The sequence below is a fragment of the Escherichia sp. E4702 genome (assembly GCF_963883545.1).
Classification (GTDB): domain Bacteria; phylum Pseudomonadota; class Gammaproteobacteria; order Enterobacterales; family Enterobacteriaceae; genus Escherichia.
This window is the reverse complement of the sequence record NZ_CAWORF010000009.1, coordinates 30,082-43,251: the sequence shown is the minus strand read 5'-3', so window position 1 is coordinate 43,251 and position 13,170 is coordinate 30,082. Positions and strand designations below refer to the sequence as shown.

The window sequence follows — 13,170 nt, the reverse complement described above, 5'->3', positions numbered from 1 at the left end:
TTACGCCTGTTAATCAACTAATGGTTGCGGGCGACCAATTAAATACCCTTGCAGATATTGCACCCCGAGCTTATGCAATAGCGCCTGCTGCTGTTGCGTCTCGACAAACTCCGCAACCACACTCAATGACTTCGCTTTCGCCAGATCGGTAATTGATCTCACTATCATCGCATCCAGTGTATTAGTGACGATATCCTTAACGAAGACGCCATCAATCTTGATGATATCAGCCTGCAAACGTTTTAACCGTTCGTAGTTGGCATAGCCTGTGCCAAAGTCATCAATCGCAATACGGAAGCCAAACTTATGCAGTTGTTCGATATTGTACATACTGCTTTCTGCGTTAGAAAACGCCTGCTCCTCAGTGATCTCAATAATCACAGCCTCCGGGGAGACACGGTAACGTTTAAACAGACGAATAATTCGCCCGGCGATATTCTTTTGCAGCAGAGTGAGCGGCATTAAATTGACTGAAAAGCGCGGGCCTTTCTTGTCGCAAGGGTGGGTTGCCAGCCACTTCAGCAGGGATTCCAGCACCTGTAAATCGAATCGCGCGCTAAGGTTAAATTGGGCAATAAGCGGCAAAAATTTATCAGGCGTCATTATGCCGCCGTCGTATTTCAGACGCGCAAGGATTTCATCGTAACCTTCTCCATCCTTGTTGCGAATTGGCTGGGCATAGAGCAGCAAATCACCCTTATCTAACGCCTTACGGATTGTATTGAGTAACAACACCTGTTTGGTTGTCTGCCCGGATGCAATCTCTTCTCGATTATCCAACGCCAGCACGTGATGATGAACGCAGGATTGTTCTGCCAGCCAGCTTAACTGCCCCAGCATTGGCTGCAGGGTATCCTGATTACCGTCAAAACGTCCCCAGGCAGCACCATAGCCCATATCCAGCCCGGTGTTGTTCCAGTGGATTTGCCGACTGTTGAGAACGTTAACCATATGCTGTAGCCGCCCTTCCGTTTCCGGCCCGGTCAGTACCAACAGCAATTCGCTCCCCGGCAATTGATACAACTTTTCGTTTTCCTGCATCAATGGCAGCAATGTACGGTAAATTGAGCGGATACAATGAACGCGCATTACTAACCCGTAATGGCGACTCATAAACTCAAGATTATCAATGCGCAGACAGCAAAAACTCTTACCAGCCTCTTGCTCCTGCGATTGCTCCAGTGCACGAAAGTTGGGTAATAGCGTTAACGGATCGGTCAGTGCCTGCAAATGCCAGCGACGGTTAAGCCATTCGCTACGATAATAAATGCGTACCATGTAAAGCAGGCAAACGCTAAAGGAAATCAGCACCGCGAGAATAAATGCTAGCGAATATTCTGTTTCCACCCCTTGTAAAAAATTCTGGTTGTAATTCAGGAGGAAAAGCGTCGATACAGCCCAGGTAAGATTTAAAAACGGATAACGAAGTTTACCGACACCAAGGGTAAAGATGATAAAGAAAACAGGTACCAGATAACCGGCGATAAAGTCGTTTTCATAAGGCGTGCACATCAAAAGTAGCAGAACGCTAAGAGCCGCCAGCCAACTTAAGGTAAATGTGCGTTTTTCTTTACTCAGCGACGGTGCGATATCTCTGCGCCACAATATCTGCGCAAAGTGAGGACTTACAATCATGCGAGTGAGATAGTAAAAGAGCATGTTGTAAATCAACACGGCGGTGAAAAGGCTTAGTAAATCAACGACCGTGAAAATCGCGTCGGCATCGCCGAAAAAGGTTGATATCTTTAGTGGGAAATCAAAGAACCTGCCCACGAGATACATGCTGCCTTTGATGCCGAACGGCGTCACCAAACCAAGCCAGAAGAGACGTTTCCATACGTTTCGGGTGGTTAATCCGTAGCGCCAACGCGTTCCCAACTGCCAGCGTAATATTGCGCAGGCACACAGCACAGCAAACGACTGGCTGCCAAGCATGACGGCGGTTTGCAAAAATGAGAGATGAAAATTCCACAGATTGGTGCAAAACATTCCGCATAAAACGGGAACGACACCGCGCCAGCCGAAGATAAAGAATATTGATAGCATTACGCACAGTGGCATCCACGCCAGGAAAATATAGCTGGAATGGATAACAGCAAGTGGCGAGATAAAACGGGATAGCTGAATAAGTACCACGGTGAGCGTAAACGCTAGTGCAAATATCTTGATATTTTTTATCAGGTTATGCTCCACAAACATGAGTACACTACTCTCACTGATCGGGGTTTTAAGGCACACAAATAATATGTTTATTCGCATCGCGAAGCAAACAGGGACCGACCTGTTGCCGATATTTCATCCAATGATGTTTCCAACAGGCAACACTAACCTGGGAGGTAGACTGTATTACAAAAGCGGCAAAAAGCAGAGACAAAAAACCCCCGCTTCGCAGCGAGGGTTTGAAATTTGGTGGAGCTAAGCGGGATCGAACCGCTGACCTCTTGCATGCCATGCAAGCGCTCTCCCAGCTGAGCTATAGCCCCACGAGTTGTTTACGTACCAAATTTGCTGGGTGCAAAATTTGGTGGAGCTAAGCGGGATCGAACCGCTGACCTCTTGCATGCCATGCAAGCGCTCTCCCAGCTGAGCTATAGCCCCATCACGTAAAGCTTGTCGAGTTGACGGGCGGCATCATATGAATTCCGCCCGAATGTGTCAACGGCAAATTGCAAGGCGTAGTTTCAATCGCTGAAAAATCAGGCAAATGAACTATTTTGGATAGTCGCTCGCATTCAGTAGTTATTCCTGTCACGGTTTCTTGTAAAGTGGTGTTATAAAATGAACCACTAATAGACCCGCAATCATTCAGGGAATTGTTATGTTCAAGGAGAGGATGACGCCAGATGAACTTGCCAGGCTGACCGGTTATAGCCGCCAGACCATTAATAAATGGGTACGCAAGCAAGGCTGGACGACATCACCAAAACCAGGTGTCCAGGGTGGCAAGGCCCGACTGATTCACGTCAATAAACAAGTTCGTGAATATATTCGTAATGCAGAACGTCCGGACGATCAAAGAGAAGCTCCTGAACTGTCTGCCGATACGCCGCTTGAAGTGCTGCTGGTGACGCTGGCGAAAGAGATGACGCCTCTTGAACAAAAACAGTTTACATCCTTGCTTCTGCGGGAAGGGATTATCGGATTATTACAACGCTTAGGGATTCGCGACAGCAAATAATATGAAAAGATTACGTAATAAAATGACCACCGAAGAGCTGGCGGAATGCCTGGGTGTGGCTAAACAAACTGTTAACCGTTGGATCAGAGAAAAAGGCTGGAGAACGGAAAAATTTCCCGGCGTGAAAGGAGGTCGTGCCAGACTTATTCTGGTCGATTCGCAGGTTTGCGAGTTTATTCAGAACACGCCTGCGTTCCATAACACACCAATGTTGATGGAAGCTGAAGAGAGAATTGCTGAATACGCTCCTGGAGCACGCGCCCCGGCGTATCGACAAATCATCAACGCGATAGATAATATGACAGACATTGAGCAGGAAAAAGTCGCGCAATTTTTGTCACGTGAAGGAATTCGCAATTTCCTCGCCCGTCTCGATATTGACGAATCAGCATAAATAAAAAAACGGCAGGATATTATCTCCTGCCGTTTATCTTTTTACACGCTAATTACTGCTGATTTTCGCGTTCAGCAATAAAGGCCAGCGCTTTGTTGATACGCTCAATGCTACGTGTCTTACCGATCGCGTGAACGGTAACATCCAGTGCCGGGGACTGTCCTGCACCGGTAACGGCGACACGCAGCGGCATCCCAACTTTACCCATGCCCACTTCCAGTTCATCCGCCGTTGCCTGAATTGCATGGTGAACATTTTCCGCCGTCCAGTCAGTGATAGCAGACAGTTTATCGCGCACTACTTCCAGCGGCTGACGCGATACCGGACGCAGATGTTTTTTCGCAGCATCGGCATCAAACTCAGCAAAATCTTCGTAGAAATAGCGGCAGCTTTGCGCCATCTCTTTGAGCGTCTTGCAGCGTTCACCGAGCAGTTTCACCAGCTCAGCAAGCTGCGGGCCGTTACGGGTATCAATATTTTCCTGTTCGATGTGCCACTGTAAGTGAGTAGCCACATACTCCGGCGGCAGCGCGTTAATATAGTGATGGTTCAACCACAGCAGTTTGTCAGTGTTGAACGCACTGGCAGATTTGCTGACGGCATTCAGGGTGAAGTACTTGATCATCTCTTCACGATTGAAGATTTCCTGATCTCCGTGGGACCAGCCCAGACGCACCAGATAGTTCAGCAGTGCTTCTGGCAGATAGCCGTCGTCGCGGTACTGCATTACGCTGACTGCACCGTGACGTTTGGACAATTTTTTACCGTCATCACCGTTGATCATAGAAACGTGCGCGTAAACCGGCACCGGCGCTTTCAGGGCCTTAAGAATGTTGATCTGGCGCGGCGTGTTGTTGATATGGTCTTCACCACGGATGACGTGAGTAATTTCCATATCCCAGTCGTCGACAACCACACAGAAGTTATAGGTCGGAGAACCATCGGTACGGCGGATAATCAGATCATCCAGCTCCTGGTTGCTGAACTCGATCGGACCACGGATCTGATCGTCAAAAACAACGGAACCTTCCTGTGGGTTAGCAAAACGTACAACGCACGGTTCATCATCAGCGTGATGCTCATGGCTGTGGCGGCAACGGCCGTCATAACGCGGTTTCTCGCCTTTTGCCATCTGCTCTTCACGCAGCGCTTCGAGGCGCTCTTTAGAGCAGTAGCATTTATAGGCAGTACCCTCTTCCAGCATCTGATCGATAACCGCGTTATAGCGATCGAAACGTTTGGTCTGGAAGTACGGGCCTTCATCCCACTCCAGACTCAGCCAGTTCATGCCATCCATAATGGCTTCGATAGCTTCCGGCGTGGAACGCTCAAGATCGGTGTCTTCAATACGCAGCACGAACTCACCGCCGTGGTTACGTGCAAAAAGCCAGGAGTAAAGAGCAGTACGCGCGCCGCCAACGTGCAGATAGCCTGTTGGGCTTGGCGCGAAGCGAGTTTTGATTTTCATGAAATGGCCTTACGTTTAGAAAGATGCCGACAACCGGCAAATCCTGGAAAAATTGAGTGGGCGATATTCTATCACTCCCGCCTGATTCCTCAATGTAGTTCGGGTTGCTACCTTACGCATTATTGTTTTCGTTGACAAATTGCGCAACACGGTCTGTTTTGCGATCACCTTGCTTAAATTTACGACGAACGAACAATTTCTTTAGAAAATGCGTTGACTCATTTCCAACTCTCCCTATAATGCGACTCCACACAGCGGGGGTGATTAGCTCAGCTGGGAGAGCACCTCCCTTACAAGGAGGGGGTCGGCGGTTCGATCCCGTCATCACCCACCAACTACTTTATGTAGTCTCCGCCGTGTAGCAAGAAATTGAGAAGTGGGTGATTAGCTCAGCTGGGAGAGCACCTCCCTTACAAGGAGGGGGTCGGCGGTTCGATCCCGTCATCACCCACCACTTCGGGTCGTTAGCTCAGTTGGTAGAGCAGTTGACTTTTAATCAATTGGTCGCAGGTTCGAATCCTGCACGACCCACCAATGTAAAAAAGCGCCCTAAAGGCGCTTTTTTGCTATCTGCAATACTCAAAGATTCGAACCTGCAGCAGGTTCGAGTTGAGCGCAGCGAAACAACGGAGCCGGTTGCGGCGACGGCCCGAAGGGCGAGCGAAGCGAGTCATCCTGCACGACCCACCAATGTAAAAAGGCGCCCTAAAGGCGCCTTTTTGCTATCTGCGATATTCCTTCACGCGATCAAAGCATTAACCAACCTCTCCAGCGCAGGCGTCGCGTGTTGCTGTTCATAGACAATATACAGATCTGCCGGAATACGTTCTTCCAGTGGACGAAATACCACACCGGGCCAACTCATCTGGGCATAGCTATCTGCCATTAATGTCACGCCCAATCCCATACTGATCATCGCCAGCACAGTTTGCGGCTCTACGGCCTCCCGGACGATCATCGGTGAAAAACCTGCCTGCTGACAAACGCGCTGTAAAAACGCCCAGTCAGAATGGACGGAAGGCAGCGTTACAAAGTATTCATTGCGTAATGCAGTTAGCGGGATAGCATCTCGCGATGCCAGATGATGGTCTTGCGGAATAGCAACCAGAAAAGAGGATTCATGTAAGCGTAAGCTGGTAAACCCCGTGGTTGGTTCAATCGCCATCCGCCAGATACCCGCATCCAGTTCCCGCCGCTCCAGCAACGCCATTTGCATGCCTGGTGATTTTTCACGAAATGAGACATGAACATTGGGGCATTCTTTCAGAAAGCACCGCATCGCCGGACGCATTCGCCCCCACATTGCTGTTCCCACCACGCCCAGCTCAATCCGCCCTGCCTCACCGCGACCAATCTGCTCAACCCGTGCCATCGCCTGACTGGCATTCGCCAGTAACCGTCGTGATTCTTCCAGTAAAATTTTTCCCGCATGAGTGAGCGCCACACTGCGCGAATGACGAACGAACAGCAACGTGCCCAGTTGTTGTTCCAGATCTTTAATATGAATACTTAATGGCGGCTGCGACATATTGAGCCGCGCAGCCGCCCGCCCAAAGTGAAGTTCTTCTGCAACCGCAAGAAAATAGCGCAATAACTTGAGATCAATACGATGCGTACTTTCCATGATTATTGCGCTCCATAAGTTTGGTAAGGCTCCAAATCTAGCACATAGCAATAAAGGTCAACCCCGTTTACATCAGTGAGCTAATGATTTTTGTGCCATTTTTTCAGGTTCATGCTTATAACGGAAAAACAGGGCAAAGATCACTGCCAGGGCCAGCGCATACGCAGCAAATACCAACCAGATAGTTTGCCAGTCTTTCACACCATCAACCGTGAAATAGTCAACCGCCATACCACTCAGAAGAGAGCCGATCCACGCCCCAACGCCGTTGACCATCGTCATAAATAAGCCCTGAGCGCTGGCGCGAATACTGGAATCCACTTCCTGTTCGACAAACACTGAACCTGAGATATTAAAAAAGTCGAACGCACAGCCATACACAATCATCGATAACAACAATAATACAAAGCCACCTGGCGATGGGTCGCCAAAGGCAAAGAAGCCAAAGCGTAATGTCCACGCGACCATACTCATCAACATGACGGTTTTTATGCCAAAACGCTTCAGGAAGAAGGGAATAGTAAGAATGAAGCCGACTTCCGCCATTTGCGAAACAGAGAGCAGGATGGAAGGATATTTCACCACGAAGCTATCAGCAAATTCAGGGTTACGAGCAAAATCATGCAGGAACGGGTTACCAAAAACGTTAGTAATTTGTAGTACCGCACCTAATAACATGGCAAATAAAAAGAAAATCGCCATACGCGGATTTTTAAATAACACAAACGCATCCAGACCTAATTTACTGGAAAGCGTAGTGCTGATTTTATGCTCCGCCACTGGAATTTTCGGTAGCGTTAATGCATAGACCGCTAACACTAAAGAAGCGCCAGAAGCAATATACAGTTGCACACTACTTAACTCCAGATGCAATAAACTCACCAGCCACATGGCGACAATAAATCCCACAGTGCCATAAACACGGATTGGCGGAAAACAGGTTACCGGATCTAATCCGGCCTGGGCCAGACACGAATAAGAAACACTATTGGATAATGCAATAGTGGGCATGAACGCCATTGCGTTAAGCAACATTATCCAGAACATCATATTCGGTTCAGTCACGGAGGCGGCATAAAAAAGTACCCCGGCGCAAATAAAGTGGCACAGCATATAGGTACGTTCAGCTCGTAACCATTTATCTGCAATAATACCCATAATGGCTGGCATGATAATAGCCGCAATGCCTTTAGAGCTGTATGCCATACCAACATCAGCCCCGGTAAAATGTAAGGTGTTTATCATGTAAGATCCGAGGGTAACTAACCAACTCCCCCAGATAAAATATTGCAGAAAAGACATAATCTTTAAACGCGTTGCGATATTCATTTTTGGTTTCCTTATCGCAGTGAGATGGCCCCATCCGCGAGGCCATTTTTTATTGCTTTCAGGCGATTTTGCGTAAGAATCCGCAAATCAGATTGATAAAGTTTTGCCGGGATAATTCCGCTGCAGCCAGCGTTTGGGCATGTGACAATTTCACATCGCTTAAACCTTCCGCCATATTAGTTATTGCAGACACAGCAACGACTTTCATTTCGCTATGACGTGCGGTAATCACTTCAGGCACTACAGACATACCCACAACGTCACCGCCAATCATCTGCATCATGCGAATTTCTGCCGCCGTTTCGAAGTTAGGCCCTGGATAAGAAACAAAAACGCCCTCTGTGAGCGGAAAACCTTCTTCCTGCGCGACGGACTGCAAAACGGCCCGATAATCAGCATCATAAGCGTTCGCTAATGAGAAAAAGCGCTCGCCGAAGCGATCATCATTAAGGCCTGTCATCGGTGTGCCTGGCATCGTGTTGATGTGATCTTTCAGCGCAACCAAACTGCCCGCCCTCACTTCCGGGCGAAGCGAGCCTGCAGCATTAGTGCAGAACAACAACTCACAGCCCAGCAACTTGAACGTGCGAATCGCATCAGTCATGACTGTCATTCCACGGCCCTCATAAAAATGGCCACGACCTTTCATGCAAGCTACAGGCACACCAGAGAGCATGCCGAGGACCAACTCTCCTGCGTGACCATGTACGGTGCTCACCGGAAATCCCGGCAAATCGCTATAAGAAATAGCGACCGCGCCTTCAATCTGTTCAGCCAACGCACCCAGCCCCGAACCAAGAATAAACGCAACGCGTGGGGTAAAGTTTGGTTTGTGGCGACGAATGATATCTGCGCAATACCACGGGTTTTGTGAAAAATGAGATTGGGTCATGGAAAGTCCTTGTAATAAACATTATTCGTTAAATATGTGTCACTTCTTCTTATAACGAGAAAAAGTCGTGACTGACCAATACATTTACCAGAGATATTCAATATATTTTTTAAATCGATCATACCGTCCCCCGGCAGAGAGATATAACGACGGTATAATTTATTTTGGTAGTTAATTTAAAAAGTTGATTATCAGGCAATCACTCACCTGATAATCAAAAAGAATAAACTATTACATTTCTTTGTTGTCAATCAATGCTTCAAGCTCGGCAAATGAATGTGCCACCGTTGATGACCAGGTTATCATTAAATTTAGATAATCGGTCGTCAGTGCAGACTGATACTTTTGTTGCTTACTACAATAAATAATCGATTGCTGCCCTAATGCATAGGCAATGCCATTCATAATACCGGTGTCAACATTCGGCTCAAAGGTATCAGAATAAAAAATGGCTTGTCTGGATTTTCTTAAATTATCAATATCAGTCGCAATATCATTCATGTTGTCACCAACGATAAATGTTTTACCCGCACTAACGATCGCGTCTTTGATATTATCCAGTAAGCCCCGAGATGGTTCTGTATACATAAAGTTAGGATCAAGATAATAATCATACTCAATGGGCAGTGGCGTGACGGGTATAGCTGGAGTAATCGTCGTGCCGAAGTCGGCAATTAAATTTTGCTGAAATATTTGCAATGCACGATTGATGATGTCTGTTGTTTGTTCACGATAGTTGCTGATACTGGCATCAGAATCTGACACTAATACAACTTTTGCTACATAATTTATCAGCTTACTTATAGGGTAAAACTCTGAAGAATTACCTGCCGCCCATAAGAGAAAGTCGGTCGTAACCAGATGTACCGGCATTCCTGAAGCCCATGCATAGCCCACTTCCCACGCACAACCGGAATCATAGGTTCCGCCATCGAAATAACCGATAACCCCAACGCTGTTGTCCATATTCGCGACATCGTTAACAAAAATCTCCTCTTCACTGGAGGCACCGGCATCATCACGATAAGGAAGAAAAGTATGGATCAGGGGCGGTAACAGACCATCGTCAATCCATTGATCGATGATGTCATTTAAATTTAAAGCATCTAATCGCCAGGGTGCACAATAGACCCGACATTGGTTATACAATTGATTTGCCATAACATCCTCCTTTACGAATCCTGTAAAACATTATTAATTTTGATAAATACCGTATCAGGCGTAATGACTGGACGTCGTCGTGGCACCGTTGTGTTTATATTTAAACAACACCATAAATGCGAGAGCAAGAACCAGTGAATACCCAGCAAATACCAGCCAAATGGTTGCCCATTGCGGGTTACCATCCGTTGTTAAATAATCGACGACTTTGCCACTAATAAAACCGCCCAGAATACAACCAAAACCATTGGCCATCATCAGGAATACGCCCTGAGCACTATTACGGATCGAGGGATCAACTTCTTGTTCAACAAATACCGAGCCAGATATATTGAAGAAGTCAAAGGCACAGCCATAAACAATCATCGAAAGAATTAACAGAATAGTACCGCCGAATGAAGGATCGCCATAAGCGAATAAACCAAAGCGCAGCATCCAGGCTATCATGCTCATCAGCATGACATTTTTAATACCATATTTTTTCAGAAAAAAGGGAATAGCAAGAATGAAACAAACTTCGGATATCTGAGAAATCGATAACAAAATAGAAGCATGGGTGACAACAAAACTATTGGCAAACTCTGGAACACTCTCGAAGCTGTGGAGAAAAGTATTTCCAAACATTCCGGTAATCTGTAATTCTGCCCCAAGCAGCATGGCAAAGATAAAGAAAATAGCCATTTTGCTATTTTTGAACAGTGCAAATGCACGCAGCCCGAGAACGTCTATTATTCCTTGGGCCTGGTTAGATTTAGCCACCGGTACAACGGGTAATGTCAACGTAAACAGACTTAATCCTAATGAAGCCGCCGCTCCGATATACAATTGCATATGACTTAATTCAAAACCAGCCAGACTTACTGCCCACATCGCAACAATAAATCCGATCGTTCCCCAGATGCGTATTGGTGGAAACTCAGTCACAATATCCATACCCGCATTTTGTATACGGTAATAGGAAATCGTATTACTCAAGCCAAGCGTTGGCATATAAACGAGAGAGTTAAGTAAAATGACAATGAACATTGCCGAAGGTGTTGTAACAGATGCCGCGATAAATAATGTTACCGCGCCAAAAAAGTGACAAGCGGCATAAATCCATTTAGCGCTAATCCATTTATCTGCCACAATGCCAAATAGTGTTGACGTTATCACCGCTGCAATACCCAATGTACTGTAGACTGCACCAATATCTTCTCCTTTGAAGCGCAGCGTAATAAACATATAAGAACCAAATGTGTTTAGCCAACTTCCCCACAAAAAGAATTGCAGAAATGAAAGAACTTTTAACTGTAGTTTTAGATTCACCGTCGTCCCCTTCGATTTGAGCCTCCCCTTTAAATATCCTGAAACACATCAAATTTACCAATATCTTTTATTGTAATGATCAATTGCGATTTGATATCGATTCTGAAAACATTAAGAAAGCCACCCTAATATTGCGTAATGATCATGAGTTTTTAGATAAACCACTAACCCAGTAACAGCAACACTAAACAATCACATCAAAAATATATGAAGCAATCACATTCATGATATTTATTGTTCGCGTGAAATATACAATTAAAAGGCAGTTCCTGTTATTAAACCTGAGTCTGCCCTCATAGTTTTACCGCACCGTTAATAATAAAGTGAGTGAAACGCTCTCTCCGGGTGACATTCTTTATTCAATAAAATACCCGTTCTAAACCAGCGCTGATCATGCTAAAACTGCTATGTACATCAGTAGTAATAACCTTCTGTGATTTTTTCGGCTGTCACATAGTTCCCTCAGTTAACGGCCCCTATTTGCCAACCAGGCGAAGCTCCCCTCTGACTTCCCATTACCACGCACAAATTGATAAGCAATTCAGTTTTATTTATCAATCAGAACAACGCACAATGAAAGCATCGGTCATCTGGAGTCTTTATGAAACTTTTTCGTATCCTCGATCCTTTCACTTTAACCCTGATCACGGTGGTATTGCTGGCTTCTTTCTTTCCGGCCAGAGGCGGTTTTGTCCCCTTCTTTGAAAATCTGACCACGGCAGCTATTGCCCTGTTGTTCTTTATGCACGGCGCTAAGCTGTCGCGTGAGGCGATAATTGCTGGCGGTAGTCACTGGCGATTGCATTTGTGGGTAATGTGCAGCACCTTCGTACTGTTTCCGATTCTGGGCGTACTGTTTGCCTGGTGGAAACCGGTAAATGTCGATCCGATGCTCTATTCCGGTTTTCTCTATTTGTGCATTCTCCCGGCTACCGTGCAGTCTGCAATTGCCTTTACTTCAATGGCGGGCGGTAATGTCGCGGCAGCAGTTTGTTCTGCGTCGGCATCCAGCCTGCTGGGGATTTTCCTTTCGCCGTTGCTGGTCGGTCTGGTAATGAATATCCACGGTGCAGAAGGCAGTCTGGAACAGGTCGGTAAGATTATGTTGCAACTACTGCTGCCGTTCGTGCTGGGACATCTTTCTCGCCCGTGGATTGGTAACTGGGTAGCACGCAATAAAAAGTGGATAGCAAAAACCGACCAGACATCCATTCTTTTGGTCGTTTATACGGCATTCAGCGAAGCCGTCGTTAACGGCATCTGGCACAAAGTCGGTTGGGGTTCGCTGCTGTTTATTGTGGTAGTTAGCTGCGTATTGCTGGCTATTGTGATTGTGATTAACGTCTTTATGGCGCGTCGACTGGGTTTCAATAAGGCGGATGAAATCACTATCGTCTTCTGTGGCTCGAAAAAGAGTCTGGCGAATGGTATTCCGATGGCGAACATTCTGTTCCCCACATCGGTGATCGGTATGATGGTACTGCCGTTGATGATTTTCCATCAGATCCAACTGATGGTTTGCGCGGTACTGGCGCGTCGTTATAAGCGCCAGACCGAGCAACTGCAGGCGCAGCAGGAAAGCAGCGCCGGAAAAGTTTAAAGCGGACGTTTCAGGGGCTGGACCAGTTGCGTCAGCCCCTCGGTTTTAATCAGCAACGTGATTTGCATTAACTCACCAAGTTTGCCTGCCGGAAACTCATCTTTGCGGGCAAACCACAGTAGATACTCTTCCGGCAGGTCAATTAAGCGACGCCCTTTGTACTTGCCAAACGGCATCACCGTATTGGCAATTTCAATCAGCTGCTCTTTCTCCACC

At 46.7% G+C, this 13,170-nt stretch carries 11 protein-coding genes, 5 tRNA genes and 1 other RNA gene; 7 read left to right on the top strand and 10 right to left on the bottom strand.

Annotated features, from left to right (window positions below):
• Nucleotides 1–9: 9 nt before the first annotated feature.
• The 3 genes from AACU94_RS04135 to AACU94_RS04125 all read right to left on the bottom strand — a co-directional run bounded on the left by AACU94_RS04135 (nucleotide 10) and on the right by AACU94_RS04125 (nucleotide 2,598).
• Nucleotides 10–2,199 (bottom strand): bifunctional diguanylate cyclase/phosphodiesterase, encoded by a 2,190-nt coding sequence (locus tag AACU94_RS04135; protein ID WP_130216876.1) that lies wholly within the window; start codon nucleotides 2,197–2,199, stop codon nucleotides 10–12.
• A gap of 208 nt (nucleotides 2,200–2,407) precedes the next feature.
• Nucleotides 2,408–2,483, bottom strand: a tRNA-Ala gene (locus AACU94_RS04130).
• Nucleotides 2,484–2,522: 39 nt separating this feature from the next.
• Nucleotides 2,523–2,598, bottom strand: a tRNA-Ala gene (locus AACU94_RS04125).
• Between the two features lie 220 nt (nucleotides 2,599–2,818).
• On the opposite strand from AACU94_RS04125, the gene AACU94_RS04120 reads away from it, so the two are divergent.
• The gene (locus tag AACU94_RS04120) at nucleotides 2,819–3,178 is read left to right on the top strand and encodes a YfeC-like transcriptional regulator (RefSeq protein WP_130207360.1); all 360 of its coding nucleotides are present in this window, start codon (nucleotides 2,819–2,821) and stop codon (nucleotides 3,176–3,178) included.
• Nucleotide 3,179: 1 nt separating this feature from the next.
• Nucleotides 3,180–3,572: a MerR family transcriptional regulator gene (locus AACU94_RS04115; RefSeq protein WP_130216872.1), complete on the top strand. Its 393-nt coding sequence runs from the start codon at nucleotides 3,180–3,182 to the stop codon at nucleotides 3,570–3,572.
• 52 nt (nucleotides 3,573–3,624) lie between these two features.
• On the opposite strand, the gene gltX is transcribed toward AACU94_RS04115, so the two are convergent.
• On the bottom strand, nucleotides 3,625–5,040 hold the full coding sequence (gltX, locus tag AACU94_RS04110) for a glutamate--tRNA ligase (RefSeq protein ID WP_135488975.1): 1,416 nt from the start codon (nucleotides 5,038–5,040) through the stop codon (nucleotides 3,625–3,627).
• A 258-nt stretch (nucleotides 5,041–5,298) separates the two neighbouring features.
• On the opposite strand from gltX, the gene AACU94_RS04105 reads away from it, so the two are divergent.
• The 4 genes from AACU94_RS04105 to AACU94_RS04090 all read left to right on the top strand — a co-directional run bounded on the left by AACU94_RS04105 (nucleotide 5,299) and on the right by AACU94_RS04090 (nucleotide 5,730).
• Nucleotides 5,299–5,374: transfer RNA gene (locus AACU94_RS04105), tRNA-Val, on the top strand.
• Nucleotides 5,375–5,418: 44 nt separating this feature from the next.
• Nucleotides 5,419–5,494, top strand: a tRNA-Val gene (locus AACU94_RS04100).
• Between the two features lie 4 nt (nucleotides 5,495–5,498).
• Nucleotides 5,499–5,574, top strand: a tRNA-Lys gene (locus tag AACU94_RS04095).
• A 30-nt stretch (nucleotides 5,575–5,604) separates the two neighbouring features.
• A non-coding RNA gene (locus AACU94_RS04090) (RtT sRNA) lies at nucleotides 5,605–5,730 on the top strand.
• A 49-nt stretch (nucleotides 5,731–5,779) separates the two neighbouring features.
• Here the strand turns inward: AACU94_RS04090 and AACU94_RS04085 are convergent.
• The 5 genes from AACU94_RS04085 to AACU94_RS04065 all read right to left on the bottom strand — a co-directional run bounded on the left by AACU94_RS04085 (nucleotide 5,780) and on the right by AACU94_RS04065 (nucleotide 11,354).
• Nucleotides 5,780–6,664 carry a LysR family transcriptional regulator gene (locus tag AACU94_RS04085; RefSeq protein WP_130216870.1) on the bottom strand — a complete coding sequence of 295 codons (885 nt, stop codon included), beginning with the start codon at nucleotides 6,662–6,664 and terminating at the stop codon, nucleotides 5,780–5,782.
• 72 nt (nucleotides 6,665–6,736) lie between these two features.
• Nucleotides 6,737–7,993 (bottom strand): nucleoside permease, encoded by a 1,257-nt coding sequence (locus AACU94_RS04080; protein ID WP_130257432.1) that lies wholly within the window; start codon nucleotides 7,991–7,993, stop codon nucleotides 6,737–6,739.
• Nucleotides 7,994–8,051: 58 nt separating this feature from the next.
• Complete coding sequence (xapA, locus tag AACU94_RS04075) at nucleotides 8,052–8,885, bottom strand: xanthosine phosphorylase (protein WP_130216866.1); 834 nt, start codon at nucleotides 8,883–8,885, stop codon at nucleotides 8,052–8,054.
• Between the two features lie 231 nt (nucleotides 8,886–9,116).
• A complete protein-coding gene (locus AACU94_RS04070) occupies nucleotides 9,117–10,046 on the bottom strand; it encodes a nucleoside 2-deoxyribosyltransferase (protein WP_135488974.1) in 930 nt (309 codons plus the stop codon).
• 54 nt (nucleotides 10,047–10,100) lie between these two features.
• Nucleotides 10,101–11,354 (bottom strand): nucleoside permease, encoded by a 1,254-nt coding sequence (locus AACU94_RS04065; RefSeq protein WP_130257431.1) that lies wholly within the window; start codon nucleotides 11,352–11,354, stop codon nucleotides 10,101–10,103.
• 601 nt (nucleotides 11,355–11,955) lie between these two features.
• Here AACU94_RS04065 and AACU94_RS04060 point away from each other — a divergent pair.
• Nucleotides 11,956–12,954, top strand: a complete 999-nt coding sequence (locus AACU94_RS04060) for a bile acid:sodium symporter family protein (RefSeq protein WP_130207366.1) — start codon at nucleotides 11,956–11,958, stop codon at nucleotides 12,952–12,954.
• On the opposite strand, the gene AACU94_RS04055 is transcribed toward AACU94_RS04060, so the two are convergent.
• Entirely contained in the window at nucleotides 12,951–13,169 is a 219-nt protein-coding gene (locus AACU94_RS04055; RefSeq protein WP_111948453.1) for a DUF3820 family protein, read from the bottom strand. The two genes, AACU94_RS04060 and AACU94_RS04055, sit on opposite strands and share 4 nt — an antisense overlap.
• Nucleotide 13,170: the final 1 nt, after the last annotated feature.

Excerpts from the sequence above, each read along its gene's own strand:
- AACU94_RS04135 (WP_130216876.1), bottom strand. The coding sequence starts at position 2,199 with ATGTTTGTGGAGCATAACCTGATAAAAAATATCAAGATATTTGCACTA.
- AACU94_RS04120 (WP_130207360.1), top strand. The coding sequence starts at position 2,819 with ATGTTCAAGGAGAGGATGACGCCAGATGAACTTGCCAGGCTGACCGGT.
- AACU94_RS04115 (WP_130216872.1), top strand. The coding sequence starts at position 3,180 with ATGAAAAGATTACGTAATAAAATGACCACCGAAGAGCTGGCGGAATGC.
- gltX (WP_135488975.1), bottom strand. The coding sequence starts at position 5,040 with ATGAAAATCAAAACTCGCTTCGCGCCAAGCCCAACAGGCTATCTGCAC.
- AACU94_RS04085 (WP_130216870.1), bottom strand. The coding sequence starts at position 6,664 with ATGGAAAGTACGCATCGTATTGATCTCAAGTTATTGCGCTATTTTCTT.
- AACU94_RS04080 (WP_130257432.1), bottom strand. The coding sequence starts at position 7,993 with ATGAATATCGCAACGCGTTTAAAGATTATGTCTTTTCTGCAATATTTT.
- xapA (WP_130216866.1), bottom strand. The coding sequence starts at position 8,885 with ATGACCCAATCTCATTTTTCACAAAACCCGTGGTATTGCGCAGATATC.
- AACU94_RS04070 (WP_135488974.1), bottom strand. The coding sequence starts at position 10,046 with ATGGCAAATCAATTGTATAACCAATGTCGGGTCTATTGTGCACCCTGG.
- AACU94_RS04060 (WP_130207366.1), top strand. The coding sequence starts at position 11,956 with ATGAAACTTTTTCGTATCCTCGATCCTTTCACTTTAACCCTGATCACG.